17 protein-coding genes are annotated in these 24,514 nt (G+C 31.8%); 11 read left to right on the forward strand and 6 right to left on the reverse strand.

The features are described from left to right. From ACP15M_RS07775 to ACP15M_RS07810, 8 genes are all read left to right on the forward strand, one after another. On the forward strand, positions 1–1,182 hold the full coding sequence (locus ACP15M_RS07775; RefSeq protein WP_425076624.1) for an alpha/beta hydrolase: 1,182 nt from the start codon (positions 1–3) through the stop codon (positions 1,180–1,182). Continuing rightward, complete coding sequence (locus ACP15M_RS07780) at positions 1,169–1,321, forward strand: hypothetical protein (protein WP_425076625.1); 153 nt, start codon at positions 1,169–1,171, stop codon at positions 1,319–1,321. Before ACP15M_RS07775 ends, ACP15M_RS07780 begins: the two co-directional genes overlap by 14 nt. 60 nt (positions 1,322–1,381) lie before the next feature. Then, positions 1,382–2,740: a DNA repair protein RadA gene (radA, locus tag ACP15M_RS07785; RefSeq protein WP_425076626.1), complete on the forward strand. Its 1,359-nt coding sequence runs from the start codon at positions 1,382–1,384 to the stop codon at positions 2,738–2,740. 189 nt (positions 2,741–2,929) lie between these two features. Further along, a complete protein-coding gene (locus ACP15M_RS07790; RefSeq protein ID WP_425076627.1) occupies positions 2,930–6,772 on the forward strand; it encodes a LamG-like jellyroll fold domain-containing protein in 3,843 nt (1,280 codons plus the stop codon). A 178-nt stretch (positions 6,773–6,950) separates the two neighbouring features. Then, positions 6,951–7,529, forward strand: a complete 579-nt coding sequence (locus ACP15M_RS07795) for a Crp/Fnr family transcriptional regulator (protein WP_425076628.1) — start codon at positions 6,951–6,953, stop codon at positions 7,527–7,529. A 390-nt stretch (positions 7,530–7,919) separates the two neighbouring features. Next, positions 7,920–11,324, forward strand: a complete 3,405-nt coding sequence (gene ileS, locus ACP15M_RS07800; protein ID WP_425076629.1) for an isoleucine--tRNA ligase — start codon at positions 7,920–7,922, stop codon at positions 11,322–11,324. A gap of 3 nt (positions 11,325–11,327) precedes the next feature. Beyond that, positions 11,328–11,708 carry a TraR/DksA family transcriptional regulator gene (locus ACP15M_RS07805; protein WP_425076630.1) on the forward strand — a complete coding sequence of 127 codons (381 nt, stop codon included), beginning with the start codon at positions 11,328–11,330 and terminating at the stop codon, positions 11,706–11,708. A 218-nt stretch (positions 11,709–11,926) separates the two neighbouring features. Further along, entirely contained in the window at positions 11,927–12,580 is a 654-nt protein-coding gene (locus ACP15M_RS07810; protein WP_425076631.1) for a lipoprotein signal peptidase, read from the forward strand. On the opposite strand, the gene ACP15M_RS07815 is transcribed toward ACP15M_RS07810, so the two are convergent. From ACP15M_RS07815 to rimK, 3 genes are read right to left on the reverse strand one after another with little or no spacing between them, the layout of a single operon-like run. Next, positions 12,577–13,140, reverse strand: a complete 564-nt coding sequence (locus tag ACP15M_RS07815; RefSeq protein WP_425076632.1) for a 5-formyltetrahydrofolate cyclo-ligase — start codon at positions 13,138–13,140, stop codon at positions 12,577–12,579. The two genes, ACP15M_RS07810 and ACP15M_RS07815, sit on opposite strands and share 4 nt — an antisense overlap. Further along, positions 13,133–14,104, reverse strand: coding sequence for a succinylglutamate desuccinylase/aspartoacylase family protein (locus ACP15M_RS07820; RefSeq protein ID WP_425076633.1), 972 nt, complete (start codon positions 14,102–14,104; stop codon positions 13,133–13,135). Before ACP15M_RS07820 ends, ACP15M_RS07815 begins: the two co-directional genes overlap by 8 nt. Then, on the reverse strand, positions 14,105–14,980 hold the full coding sequence (gene rimK, locus ACP15M_RS07825) for a 30S ribosomal protein S6--L-glutamate ligase (RefSeq protein WP_425076634.1): 876 nt from the start codon (positions 14,978–14,980) through the stop codon (positions 14,105–14,107). An 85-nt stretch (positions 14,981–15,065) separates the two neighbouring features. Between rimK and uvrC the strand changes: the two genes are divergently transcribed. Both uvrC and ACP15M_RS07835 read left to right on the forward strand, forming a co-directional pair. Continuing rightward, positions 15,066–16,859, forward strand: a complete 1,794-nt coding sequence (gene uvrC, locus ACP15M_RS07830; RefSeq protein ID WP_425076635.1) for an excinuclease ABC subunit UvrC — start codon at positions 15,066–15,068, stop codon at positions 16,857–16,859. Next, on the forward strand, positions 16,856–19,096 hold the full coding sequence (locus ACP15M_RS07835; RefSeq protein WP_425076636.1) for a patatin-like phospholipase family protein: 2,241 nt from the start codon (positions 16,856–16,858) through the stop codon (positions 19,094–19,096). The genes uvrC and ACP15M_RS07835 overlap by 4 nt, the downstream gene beginning before the upstream one ends. On the opposite strand, the gene ACP15M_RS07840 is transcribed toward ACP15M_RS07835, so the two are convergent. Genes ACP15M_RS07840 through ACP15M_RS07850 form a run of 3 tightly spaced genes read right to left on the reverse strand, consistent with a single transcriptional unit; the run spans position 19,093 to position 22,853 of the window. Beyond that, a complete protein-coding gene (locus tag ACP15M_RS07840) occupies positions 19,093–21,729 on the reverse strand; it encodes a carboxypeptidase-like regulatory domain-containing protein (RefSeq protein WP_425076637.1) in 2,637 nt (878 codons plus the stop codon). The genes ACP15M_RS07835 and ACP15M_RS07840 overlap by 4 nt on opposite strands. A 31-nt stretch (positions 21,730–21,760) precedes the next feature. Further along, a complete protein-coding gene (locus ACP15M_RS07845) occupies positions 21,761–22,516 on the reverse strand; it encodes a GLPGLI family protein (protein WP_425076638.1) in 756 nt (251 codons plus the stop codon). Between the two features lie 10 nt (positions 22,517–22,526). Next, the gene (locus tag ACP15M_RS07850) at positions 22,527–22,853 is read right to left on the reverse strand and encodes a hypothetical protein (protein WP_425076639.1); all 327 of its coding nucleotides are present in this window, start codon (positions 22,851–22,853) and stop codon (positions 22,527–22,529) included. A 413-nt stretch (positions 22,854–23,266) separates the two neighbouring features. Here ACP15M_RS07850 and ACP15M_RS07855 point away from each other — a divergent pair, with 413 nt between their 5' ends. Continuing rightward, the gene (locus ACP15M_RS07855) at positions 23,267–24,424 is read left to right on the forward strand and encodes a homogentisate 1,2-dioxygenase (RefSeq protein ID WP_425076640.1); all 1,158 of its coding nucleotides are present in this window, start codon (positions 23,267–23,269) and stop codon (positions 24,422–24,424) included. The last annotated feature ends 90 nt before the right edge of the window (positions 24,425–24,514 follow it).

Consider the following 24,514-nt stretch of genomic DNA (forward strand, 5'->3'; position numbering starts at 1 on the left):
ATGAAACGATACCTACTTATTTCATATGTGCTTTTGTGTTGCACCTCACTGTTTTCTCAAACAATTAGCAAAGAATTGCAATCACGATATCTCAATACCACAAGAGATATAAAAATCAAATTGCCTAAAAATTACGATCCAGAATCTATAATAAAGCATCCAGTTATTATTGTATTTGATGGTGATTATTTATTTGAACCTGTTTTGGGTCAAGTACATTTTCAAACTTATTTTAAAGAAATGCCAGAATCAATAATTGTTGGTATAGTTCAAGGTAAAGAACGATTCTACGATGGTTATTTTGATGAATTAACAGGCATGCCTTTTGAATCTGGTAAGCGATTTTACGATTTTGTACAGCATGAATTGTTACCTTATGTCGACAACAATTATAATACGAGTCCGTTTAGAGTTGCAGTTGGTCACAACATGATGGCAAACTTTATGAACTCCTATTTGTTTACAGACGAACCTATTTTTCAAGCTTACATTAATATTAGTCCAGATTACAAAGGCACAATGTCTGCTAATTTAGAGACCCGTTTAGGTCATTTAAAAAATGATGTCTTTTACTATGTAGCAACTAGTGATAAAGATGTTCCTAGTTTAAAGCGTAATATTCGTGAAACAAGCAATGCATTTAAAACATTAGATACTCAAAAGTTTACATTTTATTATGATGAACTAAAAGGCGATACACATTACACATTAGTTACTGGAGCTCTATCTAAAGCACTAGATAAGATCTTTGAAATTTACAAACCATTAGATGAAAAAGAGATTAACGAAAAGGTACTTACTTATGAAGGCACTCTAGATAAGTATATTATAGATAGATATAAACGTATTGAAGAATACTTCGGAATAACAAAACCTATAACCGAAGAAGAATTTGCAAAAATTGTTGCAATTGCAGAAGAACGTGAAGACTTAGAATCTTTAAAGAACATAGGGAAATTAGCCAACAAGCAAGATCCAGAATCTTCACTAGGCACTTATTATTTAGCATTGCATGCCGAAAAATCAGGTAAAAATAAAAAGGCGACAAAGTTTTATGAAACAGCGCTTACTTTAGACGAAACTCTAATGATAGACAAAGAGTATATCAAATCGAAATTAAAAGATTTAGAAGCCTTAGCTGTTGACGATAATGAAAACGAAGACGACGATGAAGAAAACTAAATTCAGTATATATTCTACCGATTACTTTTTTGAGTGGTTGTATTTAAAGTCGAAATCTTTTTTATCTAACAATACAGCTTTAAAACTTTCAGCCATAAAACTTGTTTCTATCATGGCTTGGTTTAAAGATATCAACTAAAAAAATAGTAATTTAGCAGGAGTTTTAACTTAAAGATTTTAGACCTTTCAGAAAACACCTATGGCTAAATTAAAAACAACTTTTTTCTGTCAAAATTGCGGGACTCAATATTCTAAGTGGCAAGGACAATGCACAGCTTGTAAAGCATGGAATACCATTACAGAAGAAGTTATTCAAAAGCCAGAAAAAAGCGGTTGGAAAGCACCATCTTCAACATTAAAACGTGTATCTAAACCTTTAAAAATTAATGAAATTGACGCTTCTAAAGAAGCTAGATTAGACACCTCTGATCAAGAATTTAATCGTGTGCTTGGAGGAGGTTTAGTTCCTGGCTCATTAACGCTTTTGGGAGGAGAACCAGGTATTGGGAAAAGTACTTTGTTGCTTCAAATATCTTTAAAACTATCATACAAAACCTTATATGTTTCAGGCGAAGAAAGTCAGAAACAAATTAAAATGCGTGCTGAACGTATCAATCCTGCTTCAAATCATTGTTACATTCTTACAGAAACTAAGACACAAAATATATTTAAACAGATTCAGGAATTAGAACCAGATATTGTAGTGATTGATTCTATTCAAACGCTACATAGCGATTATATAGAGTCTTCTGCAGGAAGTATTTCGCAAATAAAAGAATGCACAACTGAGCTTATTAAATTTGCAAAAGAAACAGCAACTCCTGTTGTTTTAATTGGACACATTACTAAGGATGGACATATTGCTGGTCCGAAAATTTTAGAGCATATGGTTGATACTGTTTTGCAATTTGAAGGTGATCGCAACCATGTGTTTAGAATTCTTCGAGCTAATAAAAATCGATTTGGTTCAACCAACGAACTGGGAATTTACGAAATGCAAGGCTCAGGATTAAGAGAAGTGTCTAATCCTTCAGAAATCTTAATTTCTCAAAAAGATGAAGAGCTTTCAGGTCATGCTATTGCTGCAACACTTGAAGGTATGCGACCACTAATGATTGAGGTACAAGCTTTGGTGAGTACAGCAGTTTATGGAACACCACAGCGTAGTGCAACAGGATTTAATGCCAAGCGACTAAATATGTTATTGGCTGTTTTAGAAAAACGTGCAGGATTTAGACTTGGTGCTAAAGATGTGTTTTTAAATATTACTGGAGGAATAACGGTTGATGATCCTGCAATAGATTTGGCAGTCGTTGCAGCCATATTATCTTCAAATGAAGACGAATCTTTAGCAAGTGATTTTTGCTTTGCTGCCGAAGTTGGTTTGTCTGGAGAAATTCGTCCTGTACAACGTATTGAACAACGTATTTTAGAAGCCGAAAAATTAGGGTTTTCTACCATATTTGTGTCGAAGTACAATAAAATTTCATTAAAAAAGACAGCTATCAAAATTCAATTGATTTCTAAAATTGAAGACTTAGTTACTCTCCTCGTTTAAGCAGTTTTATTTAGCTTAACTCTGATATTTGAACTTTACCCGATTTATTAAACACTTTGTCAAATAAACTATATCATAAGTGTAGAAGGTCTTAATATTGTGCAGGTTATGTGTGAATAAGCATAATCTTTTGTATTGAAAATACTAGCCACCAAAATCTATCGAAATTAATGTTTGACCTATTGCGTTATGAAGTTAAGTCTTCTATATAAAGTCCTTTTTTTAATACTTTTTTCAGTATCACAATTGTCTGTTGCTCAAGATGCAGATGGCGACGGTATTTTAGATCATGTTGATTTAGACGATGATAATGATGGTATTTCAGATATTGAAGAACAAGGAAGCGCTATTCCAAATGGACCAGAATGTGGAGGTGAAGTCAATTTTGATTTTAATGCTTCTCCATTAGAAGTGTCTGGAGATGGAAACAGTTCAACCATTTTAGAAGGTGAAGTGTTTAGATTTACAAATATAGGAACAGGTACTGATGCTTTAATAACCATTGTTGATATTGTAGGAGCTACAGTTCAAGATTTAGATGATGATTATACAAATTCAACCTATCTTAAACCAAACCTACAGTTTTCTAATATGCTTGCTAATCAAGAAGCTTTTGTAGAGTTTGAAATTCAGTTTGTACAATCAGGAACTACAACACCTGTAGTTGTACCAGAAGTATTCATCAATTTAAATGATATTGATGGAAATTCAAAGTTGTTTGAAAAAGATAAAGTTCAAACACCTGTAAGTTATGTTATTGATAGTCCTACAAACGTAACTATTACTGAAGAAGAAAATTTTTTAGTAGCGACTTCAGGAGGCACAAATTATACTGGAACATCTAATATTTTTCCGAATAATAATATTTCTGCTCGATATTTCGATTTGTCAAGTTATACATTCCGTCTAGGAATATTATCTAGAACTAATTTTAGTAACCAAATTAGACGTTATAGTATTGAATTTTCATGTGTTACGAATTTTGTAAATCCTCAAGTTGTTTTAGCAGATTCTGATGGTGATGGTATTGCTAATTATTTAGATATAGATAGTGATAATGATGGTATTCCAGATAATATAGAAGCGCAATCTACTACTGGTTATCTTCAGCCTTCAGGAAGTGTTAATGCTTCGGGATTTTCAAGTAATTATGGTTCAGGATTTACGCCTATTGATACCGATGGAGATGGTGTTCCAGATTATCTCGATGAAGACTCAGACAATGACGGAACCTTAGATATTTTTGAGAATGGATTAGCTAATGTGCTTTCAGGAAATGATACAGATATTGATGGATTAGATGATGCTTTTGAAACCAATGGAGTAAATGATGCGACTCTAGATGTTAATGAAGATATTACCAATCCTTCAATCTTACCAGATGCTGATGGTGATTTGTTAACCGATGGTAATGTAGATTATAGAGATTTATTCGATACAAATCCACCACAAGTAGCAGCACTTGATTTGGATGGTATTGACGATTACGTTACAGGTGAAGGATTTATTGATGGATTAGATCAAGTTACCATGATGACTTGGATAAAAATAGATAATTCTGCTTCAGGAACAATGACAATAGTAGGTGAAGACTTAGGTTGTAGGCTATACATTGAAAATGGTAATACCTTAGGCTTTTCAATAAGAACAGATAATGGTGCTCTATATTCGGTTTTAGGTCCAAGTATTAATCGTAATGAATGGCATCATGTTGCTGGAACTTTTTCTTCATTAACTGGTTTTACTAGATTTTATGTTGATGGTGGTCTCGTTGGAAGTATTAGTGGAACAATAGGAACAATTATTGAGGCTTCTTCTGCTAGTTTAGGTGATTTTCAAATCGGAAGACGTTCAAGTAGAATTTCAGATAAAGAGTATTTTAAAGGAGAAATAGATGAATTACGAGTTTTTGATGAAGCCCTTTCATCTGAACAAATTCAGCAAATGATTTATCAAGAAATTTCAAATCATTCAGGAAAAATAAGAGGAACATTGATTGCTAAAGACATTATTCATCATTCAACCTCAGAAACCGTATCTTGGTCAAACCTCTTAGCATATTACACGATGTCTAATATAAGAGCAAACGCTTTAAATGATAATTCACAATACTCAAGACACCTTGCAATTTCTGGTATAAATGCAGTGCAATCTCAAACCGCTCCAATGCCTTTTGAAACAAGTAATAATGGTGATTGGTCTACAGAGAGTACTTGGCTGCATGGCAATATTTGGGATATTGAAAATGCTCTAAATAATAAAGATTGGAGTATTGTTGATATTAAGCATAATATTTCATCTTCAAACTCACATACCAATTTAGGGTTATTTATTAATAATGGAAAAACATTCACTATATATGGAGATCATAAAGTTGAAAATAAATGGTATTTAGAACTCAACGGAACCTTAGATCTTAGTGACGATTCACAACTTATTCAAAGTAAATACAGTGATTTGGTAACGTCTGCTCAAGGTAAAGTTTTAAGGCGACAAGAAGGTTGTGCTAACAAATATTGGTATAACTATTGGTCATCACCTATTGGTGTTGTTGGTGCAATATCTTTAAACGATAATAATGCGACCACTAACAATACAAACAATTCTGATTTTGCATTGAGTTTGCTTAAAGAAGACGACGGAAGTAATGTGACATTTACTAATGCTTACGATCAAGTTGGAAGCGTGAGTACACAGTGGTTATACACGTATAAAAATGGTGTTACATACCTAGATTACACAGCAATTGATCAAAACACAAATTTAAAACCAGGTGTTGGATACACGCAAAAAGGAACTGGGATATCTGAAACAGAACAGCAATATTTGTTTGAAGGAAAACCAAATAACGGAACAATAACAATTAATGTATCAGATACAGGAGGCAATGGTTCTGTACCTGCAGTAAGCAGAACAAGTTACTTGTTAGGAAATCCGTATCCTTCTGCTATTGATCTTCATGCTTTTATTGACGATAACGTTGGTGTGATAGATGGTTCAATTCAACTTTGGCAACAATGGAGTGGTACATCACATTACCTTAATGATTATAATGGAGGTTATGCTACAGTAACTAAATTAGGAGCAGTAAGAGCATCTCAATTTATAGGTGTTAATGGTGGAAGTAGTGGAGGCGAAGAAGGTACCAAAATACCAACACGATATCTGCCTGTCGGACAAGGGTTTTTTGCTGAAATTGTATCAAATGGAATAGTGACGTTTAAAAATAGCCAGCGATTATTTATAAAAGAAGCTGATGCTAATGGAACATATAATTCAGGTTCGGTCTTTTTTAGAACAGCTGAAGCTGAAAATACCAACACGTTTGCTGATACTGAAAACCTAATGCAAAAAATACGCTTAGAGTTTCAATCTGTAAATGGTCCAGATGCACGACGAGAGTTATTATTAGGGTTTAGTAATTTTACTTCCGACGAATTTGATTACGGTTACGAAGCCAAAAACACAAATGAAAGCGAAGACGATTTAAACCTTGTATTAGAAGACGAGCTAATGCTTATTCAATCCTATAGTTCTATTTCAGATTATACATCTGTTCCATTAATTTTAAATGCTTCAGGCAATTATAGTTATCGTATTAAAGCCACTGATTTTGAAAATTTTGACGAGGATCAATCAGTGTTTTTAAAAGATAATTTTACGGGAAATTATTTCGATTTAAAAAATGGAGAGGCATACGAATTTTCTTCGCAAGAAGGACGTTTTCAAAACAGATTCGAAATTGTGTTTCAAGCTGAAGATGCTACACTTTCAGATCAAATAAACGATTTCCAAAACACGAGTATGTATTTTAATAATAATTCAAATAGACTATTTGTTAAAGGACTTCAATCAGAAGCAAACCAAATCATTATATTTAACATTCTGGGACAATCGGTCAAGGAGTTTGTAAATGTTAATACTCAAGATCTAGATAATGGATTTAAAATTTCAAACCTGAGTAGTGGTACTTATGTGGTACACTTGAAAACGAAATCTAGAGTTGAAACAAAAAAGATAATTATCAATTAAGTCAAAAAAATTTCAAACCAAAGGCTGTTTCATTTTTTGAGATAGCCTTTTGTTTTTTAGCTCTGTTTATAAGCTTTACACATCATCTATTTTATTCACATCTTCATAGGGAATATTTGTTATCAATTTTTTAAATAGTAATCTTAGAGCAACCAAAACCTTTAACCAACCTTTAATTATGGAAAATCCAAACTTTGATTTTCTAAAATCTAAATTTGATGTGTCTCAAGACACCTTTAAAATTCTCAGTAATATATCAACCAAAAAGATAATAAAATCAGGAGATCATACAATTAAACAAGGAGGAACAAGTAATAAGCTGTACTTTTTAACTTCTGGATTAATGCGCTCAGTACGAGTGTCTGAGAAAGGCAAAGAGTACACTAAAAATATTTATTCTCCAATTAGTTTTGTAGGACCTTTAAGTTCTATTTTAACAAAAAAACCTTCGCTTTTAACTTACGAAGCGCTTACAGATTGCAAAGTATATGAAGTAGATTTTAAAGAATTTTTCAACCTTACCAAAACAGTAATTGAAATAAGTAATTTGTACAATAGAATTTTAGAATACCTATTCTTAATTTATGAAAAAAAACAATTCGAATCAATTTCTTTAAACGCTACTGAACGTTACCAACTTTTAAAAAGTAAAATTCCAAACATAGATGAGCAAATTGCTCAATATCAAATTGCATCGTATTTAAACATTACACCTGTGCAATTAAGTAGAATTAGAAAAGATTTAAAACTCAATTAACATATGTTATTGGCTTCAGAAGAGTTTTTTTTTAGGTTTGTTAGAAAACTAATCAACCTTTAATCCCAATATTAAATAGCAGACTTTAAAAAGCAAACATCACGTTTGCTTTTTTGTGTTTTTAACAGACTCTAAAGCTAAAGTGACTTCATTTAGATTTTTATGTCTAAGTTTTTAGTAACTGTTTGTTTATCAAAATGAAAAATTTAAAAAGACTCGTATCGTTAATTGTATTGCTAATCGTATTTGTAGTTGTCATGTTTGGTAATTAATAACACATTAATTATAACAAATAGCAGTATAATTGCAACAATCTCTTTTTTGTACTCAACACACATATAATTTTACTAAAATTCCTTAATTTCGCGACTTGACAAGAATCATCATATTATGAGCGTGAAATTTCCTGAATATAAAGGACTTGACTTGCCAAAAGTAGCTGAGGAGATACTTAACTATTGGGAAGCTAATAATATTTTCGAAAAAAGTATTTCTACCAGAGAAGGTAATGAACCTTTTGTGTTTTTTGAAGGACCTCCTTCGGCTAATGGTTTGCCTGGTGTACATCATGTGTTAGCTCGTGCTATTAAAGATATTTTTCCTCGATATAAAACCATGAAAGGGTTTCAGGTAAAACGAAAAGCAGGTTGGGATACACATGGTTTACCCATTGAACTTGGAGTTGAAAAAGAACTTGGGATCACCAAAGAAGATATTGGTAAAACAATCTCTGTTGAAGATTATAACGCAGCATGTCGCAAAGCTGTTATGCGTTATACTGATGTTTGGAACGACTTGACTCAAAAAATGGGTTATTGGGTAAATATGGATGATCCATACATTACTTACGAACCAAAATATATGGAAAGCGTTTGGTGGTTATTAAAACAGATTTATAATAAAGACTTATTATACAAAGGTTATACCATTCAGCCATATTCTCCTAAAGCAGGAACTGGACTAAGTTCACATGAGCTCAATCAACCAGGAACGTATCAAGATGTGACAGATACAACTGTGGTTGCTCAATTTAAAGCAAATCAAGATTCGCTTCCAGATTTTTTACAAGATGAAGGTGATATTCATTTCTTAGCTTGGACGACAACACCTTGGACGCTTCCTAGCAATACGGCTTTAACGGTTGGACCAAAGATTGATTATGTGTTAGTAGAAACCTATAATCAATATACATTCAAGCCAATGAATGTGATTTTAGCTAAGAAATTGGTTAATTATCAATTCTCAGGAAAGTATAATTTAGTTGAAGATAAGTCAGAATTGTTAGCGTATAATTCTGGAGATAAGAAAATTCCATATCACGTAGTAAAAGAATTTAAAGGTGCTGATTTAGTCGGAATTACTTACGAGCAATTATTACCATATGCTTTACCTAATGACAATCCTGAAAATGCCTTTAGAGTCATTTCTGGAGATTTTGTCACTACTGAAGATGGTACAGGAATCGTTCATACAGCACCAACTTTTGGAGCAGATGATGCTTTAGTAGCAAAACAAGCTACACCAGAAGTACCACCAATGTTGGTAAAAGATGAAAATGATAATTTAGTGCCACTTGTAGATTTGCAAGGTCGCTTTAGACCAGAAATGCAAGAGTTTGCAGGTAAGTATGTAAAGAATGAATATTATAATGATGGTGAAGTGCCAGAGCGTTCTGTAGATGTTGAACTTGCCATTAAATTAAAAGAAGAAAATAAAGCCTTTAAGGTTGAAAAATATAAGCATAGCTATCCTAATTGTTGGCGTACAGATAAACCAATTCTATACTATCCGTTAGATTCTTGGTTTATTAAAGTGACAGATGTAAAAGATAGAATGCACGAACTCAATACAACCATCAATTGGAAACCAAAATCCACAGGAGAAGGTCGTTTTGGCAATTGGTTGGCTAATGCAAACGATTGGAACTTATCGCGTTCTCGTTATTGGGGAATTCCGTTGCCAATTTGGAGAACTGAAGATGGCAAAGAAGCGATTTGTATAGGTTCTGTTGAAGAACTTAAAAGTGAAATGCAAAAAGCCGTGAAGGCTGAGGTTCTCGAAGCTGATATTTTCCAAAGTTTTGAAGTCGGAAATATGTCTGATGAGAATTATGCTAAAATCGATTTACACAAAAATATTGTCGATGAAATTGTTTTAGTTTCTGAAAGTGGAAAACCAATGAAGCGTGAAGCCGATTTAATTGATGTGTGGTTTGATTCTGGTTCTATGCCTTATGCACAATGGCATTATCCTTTTGAAAATAAAGATCTTATTGATGAAGGTAAATCATATCCAGCCGATTTTATTGCTGAAGGTGTCGACCAAACTCGTGGTTGGTTTTACACACTGCATGCTATTGGAACTATGGTATTCGATTCTGTGGCTTATAAAAACGTCGTATCTAACGGATTGGTTTTAGATAAGAACGGACAAAAAATGTCGAAGCGTTTAGGTAACGCAACCGATCCTTTTGAAACCTTGTCAACCTATGGCGCAGATGCCACGCGTTGGTACATGATTATGAATGCCAATCCTTGGGATAACTTAAAGTTTGATTTGGATGGTATTGAAGAAGTCAAGCGCAAATTCTTCGGAACACTTTACAATACCTATTCGTTTTTTACTTTATACACTAATTTGGATGGATTTACTTATCAAGAGGCTGATATCCCTTTAGCTGAAAGACCAGAAATAGATCGTTGGATTTTATCTGAATTACATACTTTAATTCAGAAAGTTGACGAATACTATGCCGAATACGAACCAACAAAAGCGGCACGAGCAATTTCAGATTTTACGCAAGATTATTTAAGTAATTGGTACGTGCGTTTAAGCAGAAGACGTTTCTGGAAAGGCGATTATCAAGCAGATAAAATTTCGGCTTATCAAACATTGTATACCTGTATGGAAACCATTGCTAAGTTAGGTGCTCCAATAGCTCCTTTCTTTATGGATCGTTTATATATGGATTTAAATTCGGTAACTCAAAAGGAGAATTTTGAAAGCGTACATTTGGCAGAATTTCCAAAGTATGATGTGTCTTTTGTAGATAAATCACTTGAGCGAAAAATGGAAAATGCGCAGACAATTTCTTCACTAGTTTTATCGTTAAGAGCAAAGGAGAAGATTAAAGTGCGTCAGCCACTACAAAAAATCATGATTCCTATTGCTTCGCAAGAGCAAAAAGAAGAGATTTTAGCAGTTGAAAGTTTGATAAAATCTGAAGTAAATGTGAAGTCTGTTGAGGTTTTAGAAGATGCTTCAGATATTTTAGTGAAACAAATAAAACCAAATTTTAAAGTTTTAGGACCACGTTTTGGAGCAGATATGAAAGCTGTAGCTCAGGCTGTTAATAATTTTTCAGCAGAAGACATAAAAAAAATTGAGCAAAATGGTAGTTTAGATGTTGAAATTAATGGAAAAAATATTACTTTAGAACAATCAGATGTTGAGATTACTTCTAAAGATATTGAAGGATGGCTTGTAGCAAGTTCAGGTGCTCTAACAGTCGCTTTAGATGTAACGATAACTGAAGCATTACAAAAAGAAGGTATTGCTAGAGAATTAGTGAATAGAATTCAAAATCTTCGTAAAGATTCTGGTTTTGAATTGACCGATAGAATTGCAGTGCAATTTCAAAAAGACGAACAAATTATTAACGCAATAAACAAAAATTTAGAGTATATTAAAACCGAAACACTTACCGATGAGTTGGAAATTTTAGACCAAGTTAATGATGGTATAGAAATTGCTTTTGATGATGTAAATACAAAATTGTTTATTCAAAAAATTTAAAATATGGCAGCAGATAATAAAGTTAGATATTCAGATAATGACCTTGCAGAATTTAAAACATTACTGTTAGATAAAATCGAAAAAGCGGAGCACGATTTAGAACTCATAAAAAGTGCGTACATGAACGACCATAATAATGGTACAGATGATACGTCTCCTACATTTAAAGCTTTTGAAGAAGGTAGCGCAACAATGAGTAAAGAAGCAAATTCGCAATTAGCAATTCGTCAAGAAAAGTTTATTCGTGATCTAAAAAATGCCATTATCAGAATTGAAAACAAAACCTATGGTGTGTGTCGTGTTACAGGAAAACTTATCAATAAAGAACGTTTAAAGTTAGTACCACATGCAACCTTAAGTATTGAAGCTAAAAACATGCAATAATTTTAAAGCTACTTAAAAATATAAAGGCTGTCTAAAAAGTGATGTGTTTGTCATTTTGAGCGAAGTCGAAAAATCTCAATTAATTTAGTATCACCATTAAAATGCTTAGAGATTTTTTACTTTCAATCGAAATACCTCTTTTTAGACAGCTTTTCTTTTTTGAGATTTTTAACTATTCAAATATAACAACTTATTCATACCAATTGTAAACCCTAAGCATGTCATTAAAAAAAGCGACACTACTTATCGTTATCATTTTAATTATAGACCAACTTTCTAAGGTTTACATTAAAACACATTTTGCTTTAAATGAAAGTATAGAAGTGTTTTCATGGTTTCAAATTCTTTTTGTTGAAAACGAAGGGATGGCTTGGGGAACGAAAATCAGTGATTTTATAACGTTCATTTCAGATAGAACTGCAAAAGTTTGCCTTACAATTTTTAGAATATTAGCAGTAATTGGGATTGGCTATTGGTTAAATCAATCTATTAAGGCAAAACAGTCTAAAATGTTAATTGTTGCAGTGTCTCTTATTTTAGCTGGAGCTTTAGGAAACATTATTGATTCAGTATTTTATGGTGTGTTTTTCGATTCTAGTGCTGGACAAGTAGCTACTTTTTTGCCAACAAAAGGTGGTTATGATGCAATTTTTCATGGTCACGTTGTAGATATGCTTCATTTTCCAATGTGGAGTGGTGTATTACCAGATTGGATTCCGTTTTATGGCGGACAATATTTTACGTTTTTTGAACCTGTATTTAATATTGCAGATATGGCAATTAGTACAGGAATTGGAATCTTGATTTTCTTTAATAAGCGCGCATTTAGAAATGATGAGGTTTCAAAAGCTCAAGAAGAAATTATAGATTAAAACGTGTATATCTTTTCAGGAGTTACACAATAATCAAGCTTAATATCGCTTTCAAAAGTATCGTCAATCTGCTTTTCGGCTTCAAAAAAAGATAATCCTATTTTAATAGTTTCAGACTTACAATCGGCTAAAAACTTATCATAAAATCCTTTACCATAACCAACACGATGTCCAGTTTGGTCGAATGCCAACAAGGGAACAAACACAACTTCAATTTGTTTGGTTTCAATTGGAATACCACTTATAGGTTCAGGAATATTCCATTCATTTTTTTTAAGAGTTGTACTGTCTGTAAGTAAATAATGAGACATTTGAGAAGTTAAAAAATCACTTTTAGACACAACAATATGTTTGTCTTTACCAGATAAAATATTCAAGATGTACTCTGTATTAACTTCCTTATGCTCTGTAATGGATAGAAAGATATGATAGAATTCCTTATCCCAAATAGGAAGTTGTAATAAGGTATTTGAAATTTGAAGACTTAAATCTTCAAGTTGTTCTTCTGAAAGGGTTTTTCGAAGTTGTTTGTATGTTTTACGCAGTTCAGATTTAGTCATTATTCAATGCTGTTGAAATATGAAAAATAGCATCACCTTGATAAATGATTGGAGATTCATTAATATTAAAAATATAGCCATCATTTGGAGCTTTCACAAAGTGATTGAAACTTCCGTAAGGATCTGTGATGTGTCCAATAACATCACCTTTAGATACATGAGTGTTAATTTTTACCGAAGCATTAAACATTCCAGAGTATTTGGCTCTAATCCATTTGCTTCCAGAAATAAACACACAAGATTTTTTGGGAGTAGATACTTTAAACTTACTATTGAGCATTCCTAAATGATGAAGCACACGTTTTGCTCCATTAACACCAGTATTGGTAATTGTATTGTTGATATGAAATGACTTTCCGCCTTCAAAAAGTAATACAGGAATGCCTAATTTATAGCAGATATTTCTAAACGATTTATTAAGATTTTTAGAATACAAAACAAAAGGCGCTCCAAATATTTGAGCCAGTTCTTTTAAGTTTTTTTCGCCTTTAATAATTCTAATTTGAGCAGCATTAAAACGATCTGCTCCTCCAGTATGGAAATCCATAACCAAATCGGCATGAGGTAAGATTTCTGTGACTAATTTAAAAGCCACACGACTTGCTAAAGAGCCACCTTTTATTCCTGGAAACACACGATTTAAATCACGACCATCTGGAAACTCACGATCCATATGAATAAACCCAAATACATTAATTACAGGTACACAAATAATGGTTCCTTTTTTAGGTTTGTTAATCCCTTTGGCTATGATTTGCCTTACGATTTCTACGCCATTAACTTCATCACCATGAATTCCAGCAGTCATTAAAACAGTTGGACCAGGTTTTTTTGAACGTTCTATAATCACAGGAACATCAATTTTGTTTTGTGTATGTAACTTAGCTACATTAAAACTTACAGTTGCACTTTCTCCTAAAGCGACTTCTTCTCCTAAAATTTCTAATACGTCTTTGTCACTCATTTATGTTCTATTGCGTTCAATAAATGTAATAATGGCTCTAGCAATATTACGTCCTGTTGCACCTTCAATACCTTCTAATCCTGGTGTTGAATTCACTTCTAAAAGCAAAGGTCCTCGATCAGATTGCAGCATATCTACACCACAAACAGGTAATTTCAAGGCTTTAGAAGCACGCATTGCTACTTTTAATTCGTCGTTATTAAGTTTAATAACATTGGCATTTCCACCACGATGAAGGTTAGATCTAAATTCACCTTCTTTACCTTGTCGTTTCATTGCACCAACTACTTGTCCGTCAACTACCAAAGCTCTAATATCTGCACCATTAGCCTCTTTAATATATTCTTGCACAATTACACGAGCTTGGAGTCCGTTAAAAGCTTCCAAAACAGATTCAGCAGCATTTTTTGTTTCAGCCAAAACCACACCCAAACCTTGCGTACCTTCTAAGAGTTTAATAATTACAGGAGTTCCGCCAACATGCTCTATCACTTCTTCAACATCGCGTGAATAATTAGTAAATACGGTTTTAGGCATGCCTATTCCAGCTTTGCTTAAGCGTTGCAAACTTCGCAATTTATCTCGTGAACGTTGTATAGCATCTGAAGTTACTATGGTAAAAACACCCATCATTTCAAATTGTCTAACCACTGCGCAACCATAAAAAGTTACCGAAGCGCCAATTCTAGGAATGATAGCGTCTACATAATCAAGATACCTGTCTTTATAATAAATGGTTGGCTTTTCTTTTTCAATAATAATATCACATTTTAAAGGATCTATAACTTCCATATCATGACCTCTAGCTTCACCTTCTTTCACTAAACGTTGTGTAGAATACAAATGAGGATTTCTCGATAAAATGACAATATTCATTCGAAATGATTTATGGTATTGCAATATACTAAAATAGCTTATGATTTTTTTTTGAAGTCTTTGCTTTTCAGTTAACTTTGAATTAATGGAAAAACCTACATTACAATTACAATTAAAAACCTTGCCTCAAGAACCAGGTGTGTATCAATATTATGATGCTGAAGGAACATTAATTTATGTAGGAAAAGCCAAGAATTTAAAAAAGCGTGTCAGTTCTTATTTTACCAAAACCCACGATAATGGTAAGACACGAGTTCTAGTAAAAAAAATAGAAAGTGTTAAGCATATTGTTGTTGAGACCGAAAAAGATGCCTTGTTATTAGAGAACAATCTCATTAAAAAGTATCAGCCTCGATACAATGTGATGCTTAAAGATGATAAATCGTATCCTTGGATTTGTATTAAAAAAGAACGCTTCCCAAGAGTATTTTCAACACGACGTGTATTTAAAGATGGTTCAGAATATTTTGGACCATACACGAGTATGAAAACGGTTCATACCTTACTCGATTTAATCAAAGGCTTGTATAATTTAAGAACATGCAACTATAATCTTTCAGAAGAAAAAATTGAAGCCCAAAAATATAAAGTTTGCCTAGAATATCATTTAGGAAATTGTAAAGGACCTTGCGAAGATTTGCAATCTGAAACGGAGTACAATCAGGATATCAAAGCAATTAGAGCGATTATTAAAGGGAATTTTAAAGATTCGTTGTCGCAGTTTAAAACTCAGATGAAGCAATTGGCGCAAGATATGCAGTTTGAAGAAGCGCAACGCATTAAAGAAAAAATAGAGATTTTAGAAAACTATCAAGCAAAATCAACTATTGTAAACCCTAAAATTAGTAACGTAGATGTGTTTTCAATACTTAGCGATGAAAGTTATGGTTATATCAATTTTTTACAATTGTCTTACGGAAGTATTATCAGGTCACACACCTTAGAAATCAAGAAAAAGTTAGATGAAACCGATAAGCAGTTATTAGAGTTAGCTATTACCGAAATAAGACAACGTTTTAATTCTAATTCTTCAGAAATTTATGTGCCATTTAAAGTAGATTTAGGGAAAGATTTAAAAGTGACCATTCCCAAACTAGGAGATAAGAAACGCATTTTAGAACTATCGCTTCGGAATGCTAAATATTACCGAATGGAACGCTTTAAACAAGTGAAAATTGTCGATCCAGATCGTCATGCCAATCGAATTATGGCACAAATGAAAGTCGATTTAAGATTGTCTGAAGAACCTCGACATATAGAGTGTTTTGATAATTCAAACATTCAAGGCACAAATCCAGTAGCAGCTTGTGTGGTGTTTAAAGATGGAAAACCTAGCAAAAGAGATTACAGACATTTTAACATTAAAACTGTTGAAGGTCCAGACGATTTTGCTTCAATGGAAGAAGTTGTTTATAGACGATATAAACGTTTATTAGACGAAAATAAACCCTTACCACAATTAATTATTATTGATGGAGGAAAAGGGCAGTTGTCTTCAGCCTTAAAGAGCTTAGACGCATTAGATTTGAGAGGAAAAATTGCAATCATCGGAATTGCAAAACGTTTGGAAGAATTATTTTATCCAGACGACCCAATTCCTTTATATTTAGACAAGAAAAGCGAAACGTTAAAAATCATTCAACAATTGCGAAATGAAGCGCATCGCTTTGGCATAGAACATCACCGAAACAGAAGAAGTAAAAACGCATTAACAACCGAATTAGAAACCATACCTGGAATTGGAGAACAAACCATTGTCGCTTTAATGAAACATTTTAAATCTGTTAAGCGAATTGCAGAAGCAGATGAAAAAGCATTAGAACAAGTGGTTGGACTTTCAAAAGCAAGAAAAATAAAAGCCTATTATAATTCAAAATGAAGAAGCTCCTCATTATTATACTAACATTGTGTTTGTCAACGTTTTCCATAGCGCAAGATGTTCAAGAGACTAGTGCTCCAAAAATTGGACTAGTATTAAGTGGAGGAGGTGCAAAAGGATTTGCACATATAGGAACTCTAAAAGTAATTGATAGCCTCGGGATTAAAGTAGATTATATTGCTGGTACAAGTATGGGAGCAATTGTTGGAGCCTTATATGCGTCTGGATATTCGGGACAGCAATTAGATTCTGTTTTTAAATCTGTAGATTATGATAAGGTCATTAGTGATGATTTACCGCGATCTTCTAAAACATTTTATGAACGTGTTAATACTGAAAAATATGCTGTAAATCTTCCTTTCGATAAATTTAAGATACAATTGCCTTCAGCACTTTCAAGAGGTCAAAACGTATATAATTTGCTGTCTAAACTCACGTTGCATGTTAGTGAAATAACGCGTTTTGATCAATTGCCAATTCCGTTTTTTTGTATTGCAACTAATGTCGAAAATGGAGAGGCTGTAGTTTTAGATTCTGGAAATTTAGCTCAAGCGGTTACAGCAAGTGGTGCTTTTCCTTCGTTGTTTCAACCTGTAGTTATTGATGATCAGGTATTAATTGATGGAGGAGTAGTAAATAATTATCCAATAAACAAACTAAAAGCTAAAGGAATGGATATCATTATTGGTGTAGATGTTCAGGATGGTTTAAAAGATAGAAATGATTTAAAATCGGCTCCAGATGTATTGCTTCAGATAAATAATTTTAGAACAATCAATGATATGAAGTTGAAATCTAAAATTACAGATATTTATATTAATCCAGATATTAAAGATTTTACAGTTGTTTCTTTTAGTGAAAGTAAAAAAATCATTGAAAATGGCAAACTTGCTGCCTTAGATAAAATTGAAAAATTAAAGAAGTTACCAAAATATAAAACTGCCAATGCTATAAGACCAATTGTAGATAAGGTTTCAACAGATAGTATTAAAATTAATTTAATTACAATTGATGGGAATAAGAGATATACGCGATCGTATTTTCTTGGAAAATTGAAGTTTAAAGATGACACTAAAATAAGTTATGAAGACTTTAGTAGAGGTGTAAATAATATAATAGCTACTAATAATTTTGACACATTTAAATATCAATTCAAGAAATCTAAAGACAAAGAAGGTTATGATTTGTATGCAACAGTTATTGAAAATGAGGTTACAACGTTCTTAAAATTAGGCTTGCATTATGATGATTTATATAAAAGTGCAGCATTGGTTAATTTAACTAAAAAGCGATTATTTTTTGATAATGATGTAGCGTCCTTAGACATCATTTTAGGCGATAATGTAAGATATAATTTTGAATATTTTATTGATAAAGGATTTTATTGGAGTATTGGAATTAAATCGAGGTACAATCAATTTCATAAGAATATTAATTCTGAACTACTCATTAGTGATTTTAGTAATTTAGGCTCTGGACTTAATAAAATTGATGTCGATTTTCAAGATCATACCAATCAAATTTATCTACAAACCTTGTTTAGAAAAGATTTTGCGATAAGTTTAGGTGTAGAGCATAAACGACTTAAAATTAAATCGGAAACCATTACGCTAAATTCTCAAACTGATGAGTTCTTGTTTGAAAACACTGATTATGGTAGCGTTTTCGGGTCTCTAAAATTAGATACTTATGATAACATGTATTTCCCAAAACGAGGCTTGTTTTTTAATGGAGATCTTCATTGGTTTTTAGTTGCTTCTAGATTTCAAAATGATTTCGAGCCCTTTTCAATTGCTAAAGCAGATTTAGGTTATGCATTTAGTGTTTCAGATAAATTGGCCTTCAATATTAAAACGAGTGGTGGATTTAAAATTGGTGAAAATACAACGTCTACTTTAGATTTTGCACTAGGAGGTTATGGAAACGATTTTATAAATAATTTTATCCCATTTTATGGTTATGATTATTTATCACTTTCTGGTAACAGCTTTGTAAAAGCTACAGCTGCTGCAGATTACGAGATTTTTAAAAAGCACCACTTAACTCTAGAGGGTAATTGGGCAAATATAGATAATGCTATTTTTGAAACAGGAGAATGGTTTACGCTTCCAGATTATAGAGGTTATGCTATTGGTTATGGGATTGATACTTTTTTAGGACCTGTTCAAGCCAAGTTCACGTATTCGCCTGAACAGCGCAAGAGTATTTGGTTTTTTAATATTGGGTTTTGGTTTTAAAATGAAAAGGAAGCTCCTAATAAAACATAGCGTTCAATTAAATTGTACGACGCTACTGACCTAGAATAGTCATTCACAAAAAGGGTTTCGAATTTTTTATTATTTGTTAAATTTTTTCCTGTTAAAGAGATTTGATAATTTTTATCTATTGATTTGTAAACTAATTCAGTATCTAAAAATGTATAGTTAACAGGATTTGTAACATCAGGAGAGATAAAACTTATAATGGTATTAGAGTGTAGATGTTTATTAAGTTTATAGATTGTTTTTAATTGATTATGAATAGAGGTTAGATTGTTAGATTGATTACCAGTTTCAAAGGTGTTATTTTCTAAATTACTTATATTTTCAAAGTTAAATTTAGATTTAAGTCCTGAGCGAATGGTAAATGAAAATTGTAAATTTTTGTTTTTGAGATCTCTTAATTCAGAACCATTAATTATATTTTTATCTAAGGCAATTGTATACGATGTGTTAAAAGTTAAAGTGCTTCTTATAAAATGAAAATAGTTTTCAAATGATAATAAAAGACTATAACTTTTGTTGTTTGCAGGATTGTAAAAACTTGAATTTATAGTGATATCTTGATTTATTACAGATTGATCAAAATAATTGCCTTTGTTAAATAGGTAATTGCCTTCTAAAAAAATGGTTGTTCTTTTATAAAAATTATAATACTTAAATCGTGCACGTATTTGATTTGTTTTAATGTATCTTAAATCAACAATATTTGAGGAAAACAGCCTAAAGTTATTTTGAATAATATTAGGATATAATCTATCTTCTTCGGGAAGTAATTGATTGAGAGAGTATGACATAAAACCACTAAACTTTTTTGAAAACCCATATTTGAAACTTAGGTTTGGTGACAAAATAAAATCTGTTCTGTCTATTTCTGAATCATTTATTTTATCTCTATAAATTAATGAGTTGTGTTGAAGATTAATTCCAAACTTAAGCATTGCTTTTTTACTAACACTTATGGAAGCTTTTGGATAAGCATATAACGATTTTACCAAATAGTCCACATTGTTATTGAAGCTTGCATTATAGGTGTTTGAATTAGATAATAATGCCGAATTTAATTTAGTGTCATAATAATTATAACCAGTGCTTATATTGTATTTAAACCATTTTTTAGCACCTATAATTTCAATTTTAGATTGCAAGCTATGTTTTTGAAATTCAATGTTTTGAGATTCTAATTCAATATTAGAATCGCTATTAAATATTGTTCCAGGATTTATCGTCAATACTTGAGGAGCTTTACTATAATTATAAAGAAAGATCGCTTCTAAAGCCATACTTTTATGAACTCTTGAAGTCATACTTAAATTATGAAATGTATTTAAAGACTCACTATGTAAACGTCCTAATTGCTGTATTGAATTGTTATTACTTTTATTAGTAAACTTGGTGTCTTTAATAGTAATAGTGCCATTGTATTCCCAATGTAAGCTGTCACGCTCTTTGTTTGAAAATAAAATTTGACTTGAAAATAGTTTCGGAGTTTTGGTTAGTTTTTGAGTGTTAAAAAAATCAATTTGATTTAGACCATCATTTACTTCTGTTAGATTTTCATTAACTCTTCTTAATTTGTTGGTATAGAATCCAGAATTTAGTTTTATAGACGATTTCTTGAACACCTTGAAGATGTTATTAATACTACTAAAAAAAGAGCTATTTATGCTGTGAAAACTGTCATCAAGAATAGATTCAAAATTTCCTTCAAATAAAAGTGATTTGGCTTCTAAATGAGCTTTGTCAATATCCTTAATCAGTATTTCAGAATTTAGGTTGTAAATAGAATTGTTATAACCAATATTGTTATAAGATAGAAATCCAAATGTTTTATATTTTTTATTAACAAGGAGTCCAGAAGTATATAAATTAGATCTGTTTTTTGTACCATATTCTAAATTAGTGTTTCCTGAAAAATCGGATTTTCCTTTTTTTAAGACAATGTTTAAGGCTACATTGTCTGAGTCTTTTAAACCTTTAAGTAATGGATTGTCTTCAAAATTATCTAACCCTTGTATTTTATCTATAACATCAACGTTAATGTTTCTTGAGCCAAGTGTGTAGTTACTTCCAAATAAATCATCTCCATCTAGCATTAACTTTTTTATACTTTTTCCTTTAAATTTTATTTCTCCATTAGATTTAACTTCAATTCCAGGTAGTTTTTTTAATAAATCTTCAACGGTTTTTTCGGTACCATCTTTAAATGCATTTGGGTTATATGTGGTTGTGTCATTTTTTACTTGAATTCGTTTATTGGTTTTTAAAACAACTTCATTTAGTTGATTGAGTTCTTCCTTTAAAACAAAATCAAAAGTATATTTCTTTTTATTCGATTTTAAAAAATTAATTGATTCGTAAAGCGTTTTATAGCCTAAGGAGCTGATTTCAATACTAATCGAATCTAAGGGTTGGTCTATTTGTAAGTTAAATTTTCCATTATCATCTGTGATGGTATATTGTATGACATTTTTAGTTGTTTCGTTTTTCTTAAGTAAGATATTGGCATAAACGGGTTGACCTAAACTATCGTTAACAGTGCCTTTTATAGTTTGAGAGACTAAATTTAAGGTTATAAAAAGAAAAAAAACTATGAAGAAATATGCTTTCATAGTTTTTCTCTTATTCAACAAACACTTATAATTACTCATCAATTAAAAATTCTATGTATCTATTAGGTACAAAAATTTCTGAATCAAGATCAGCTCTATAGCCTGTTATATTATTAAAGTACTTTTTATATAGCTTTTTATAATCGTCAAAACTTATGGTATGTTCAAGACCATCGTATGGATTATTAGGAACATCTTCTTCCACATTTGTAATCATTTTGGCTTTTATTTCTAGCGCTCCATCTAAGGATTTTACTTTTAAAATTAAACCTGGAAGTCCATCAAATTTGTATGGACCATCATTATATGGGATTTCAGAAGTGAAAAATGCTTCAAAAGATCTACCTCGAAATTCACATACTGCCTTTTGGCAACGAAAACCTAAAACACTTGTATATTCATCTTTAACTTCCCACTTAATGTTGTATTGATCTTTAATTAGCTTAGGTTTTTCTAAACCTTTTTTTTCTTTATAATAAATCACATGATGTTTTAAATTTTTATAATGAGATTTTGAAAATTTAAAATTGGTATTGTCGATAAGTCCAAAATATTCAGTATCAGCAATTGTATCTTTCGCCGAAATTGTATAAACACTTTTAATCCCATTTGTAATTAGTTTTCCATCAAAAAAGTTACAGGAACCATAGTCATCATTCTCATCTAGTAAAATAGAGTTGTAATCAACTTCTAGTGTTTGACTTTGAGAAAATGACATATTAATTATGAAAACAATTAAAATGAAATTTAAGATTGGATTGCTATTTAATTTTTTGATGGAAAACATAAGGGATTTTTTAATTTTTAATTAAAGTATATGAGTGTGCTTGTTGTTGTGCTTGTTGCGCATCTTCTAATGCTAGTTGACACGCTCTTCCCATAGCAATATGCCCATCGTCATGAGTCACACATCTTCTAGCTGTCCAAGATTCACCTTCAGCATTTCTAACAGTTCTTCTACAACACATTCTAGCAAAAAAAACATTATTAGAATTGTTTTCTAGTTTCATACTCGATGATTCTAATTCTATAGTAACAGATTCTTTGTTGTCACTTTCTGTTTCTGTTGCAGATGCAGTTAAAATACTTATTGATGCACACAGAATAAAAACTATTTTTTTCATAAATTACTAAATTTTAAACCTATAACAGTATTTGTATAAGTTGGTTAATAAACAAATTTTTTAAGAAGTCTAAAATTTAAGAAGTCATTAAAAACAAGTACTTGTTATAAAGTTGCAACATACTATTCAATTACCTTAGGAGACTTCTTAAATTGCCTAAAGTAGAAGATTTAGTTTCACAAATATAGAAAAAAATTTTAACTATAGAAAATAATCTACAAAATTTTATTTTTATCTTTTAGCAAATTCAACGATATTTGTAACACAATGAAAGTCTTTTGGCAAAATATATTACTTCTATTAAAATTTCTTATCAAAAGAAACCCAGAATAAGCTAGCATTTTTTGTATCTTTAAAACACTTTAATTTATACGATTTATCGTATATATATTTCAACTTTTAAACTTTAAAAAATGCCTTTTTATCATAAGCTAGGACACATTCCACATAAACGACATATACAATTCAGAAAAAAAGATGGCAGCTTGTATTACGAGCAACTATTTGGCACCATTGGATTTGACGGAATGTCAACAAACTCATACCACGAACAACGACCAACACAAGTTAAAGACATCAAAAAGCAATACAGTGTAGCGCCAAAAATTGCCAAAACAAATAGTATTCAATCGTATAGGTTAAGAGGATTTCAAGTTCAACCTGAAAACGATTATTTAGACAGTAGAAAAGCTGTACTTACCAATAGCGATTGTACCATCATTTTAGCAGCACCAAAACAATCAACCAAAGATTATTTCTATAAAAACTCAGATGCCGACGAACTGATATTCGTTCATAAAGGCACTGGAAAACTTAGAACACATCTCGGAAACCTCGATTTTAAATATGGTGACTACTTGCTTGTCCCACGAGGAATTATTTACAAAATAGATTTCGATACCGAAGACAATAGGCTATTTATCGTCGAGTCACGACGACCAATTTACACGCCAAAACGCTATCGCAATTGGTTTGGTCAATTACTCGAACATTCACCATTTTGCGAACGTGATATTCGTCAGCCACAAGAACTAGAAACCTATAATGAATCTGGAGAGTTTTTAATGAAGATAAAAAAACAAGACGATATCTTCGAAATGGTTTATGCTTCACATCCTTTCGATGTGGTTGGTTATGATGGTTACAATTATCCGTATGCCTTTTCAATTCACGATTTCGAACCCATCACAGGACGTATTCACTTACCTCCTCCAATTCATCAAACCTTCGAAACAGACGCTTTTGTAGTATGTAGTTTTGTACCACGATTGTACGATTACCATCCAGAAAGTATTCCTGCACCTTACAATCATAGCAATATCGATAGTGATGAGGTCTTGTATTATGTCGATGGTGATTTTATGAGCCGAAACGATATCGAAGCTGGACATATTTCGTTGCATCCTGCAGGCATTCCTCATGGACCACATCCTGGAGCAACAGAGCGAAGTATAGGTAAGGAAAAAACCGAAGAGTTAGCTGTTATGGTCGATACCTTTAAGCCTTTAATGCTAACCGAAGAAGCAATGAAAATTGCAGATGAAGACTACTTTAAGTCTTGGTTAGAGTAAAATAATAATGAGGAGCTAATTCCTGCTTTCGGCAGTCGCTTTTTTTGTTGTCATTTCGCACAACGATGCGAAATTCAAAAAAAAAGAGCT

The sequence above is a fragment of the Psychroserpens sp. S379A genome (genome assembly GCF_049800755.1).
Lineage (GTDB): Bacteria > Bacteroidota > Bacteroidia > Flavobacteriales > Flavobacteriaceae > Psychroserpens.

What these genes read in the sequence shown, in the direction of transcription:
- ACP15M_RS07855 (WP_425076640.1), top strand. Translation starts at nt 23,267, where the DNA reads ATGCCTTTTTATCATAAGCTAGGACACATTCCACATAAACGACATATA.
- ACP15M_RS07815 (WP_425076632.1), bottom strand. Translation starts at nt 13,140, where the DNA reads ATGACTAAATCTGAACTGCGTAAAACATACAAACAACTTCGAAAAACC.
- ACP15M_RS07810 (WP_425076631.1), top strand. Translation starts at nt 11,927, where the DNA reads ATGTCATTAAAAAAAGCGACACTACTTATCGTTATCATTTTAATTATA.
- ACP15M_RS07790 (WP_425076627.1), top strand. Translation starts at nt 2,930, where the DNA reads ATGAAGTTAAGTCTTCTATATAAAGTCCTTTTTTTAATACTTTTTTCA.
- ACP15M_RS07845 (WP_425076638.1), bottom strand. Translation starts at nt 22,516, where the DNA reads ATGTTTTCCATCAAAAAATTAAATAGCAATCCAATCTTAAATTTCATT.
- ACP15M_RS07795 (WP_425076628.1), top strand. Translation starts at nt 6,951, where the DNA reads ATGGAAAATCCAAACTTTGATTTTCTAAAATCTAAATTTGATGTGTCT.
- ACP15M_RS07850 (WP_425076639.1), bottom strand. Translation starts at nt 22,853, where the DNA reads ATGAAAAAAATAGTTTTTATTCTGTGTGCATCAATAAGTATTTTAACT.
- radA (WP_425076626.1), top strand. Translation starts at nt 1,382, where the DNA reads ATGGCTAAATTAAAAACAACTTTTTTCTGTCAAAATTGCGGGACTCAA.
- ileS (WP_425076629.1), top strand. Translation starts at nt 7,920, where the DNA reads ATGAGCGTGAAATTTCCTGAATATAAAGGACTTGACTTGCCAAAAGTA.
- uvrC (WP_425076635.1), top strand. Translation starts at nt 15,066, where the DNA reads ATGGAAAAACCTACATTACAATTACAATTAAAAACCTTGCCTCAAGAA.
- ACP15M_RS07780 (WP_425076625.1), top strand. Translation starts at nt 1,169, where the DNA reads ATGAAGAAAACTAAATTCAGTATATATTCTACCGATTACTTTTTTGAG.
- rimK (WP_425076634.1), bottom strand. Translation starts at nt 14,980, where the DNA reads ATGAATATTGTCATTTTATCGAGAAATCCTCATTTGTATTCTACACAA.
- ACP15M_RS07820 (WP_425076633.1), bottom strand. Translation starts at nt 14,104, where the DNA reads ATGAGTGACAAAGACGTATTAGAAATTTTAGGAGAAGAAGTCGCTTTA.
- ACP15M_RS07805 (WP_425076630.1), top strand. Translation starts at nt 11,328, where the DNA reads ATGGCAGCAGATAATAAAGTTAGATATTCAGATAATGACCTTGCAGAA.
- ACP15M_RS07835 (WP_425076636.1), top strand. Translation starts at nt 16,856, where the DNA reads ATGAAGAAGCTCCTCATTATTATACTAACATTGTGTTTGTCAACGTTT.
- ACP15M_RS07840 (WP_425076637.1), bottom strand. Translation starts at nt 21,729, where the DNA reads ATGAAAGCATATTTCTTCATAGTTTTTTTTCTTTTTATAACCTTAAAT.
- ACP15M_RS07775 (WP_425076624.1), top strand. Translation starts at nt 1, where the DNA reads ATGAAACGATACCTACTTATTTCATATGTGCTTTTGTGTTGCACCTCA.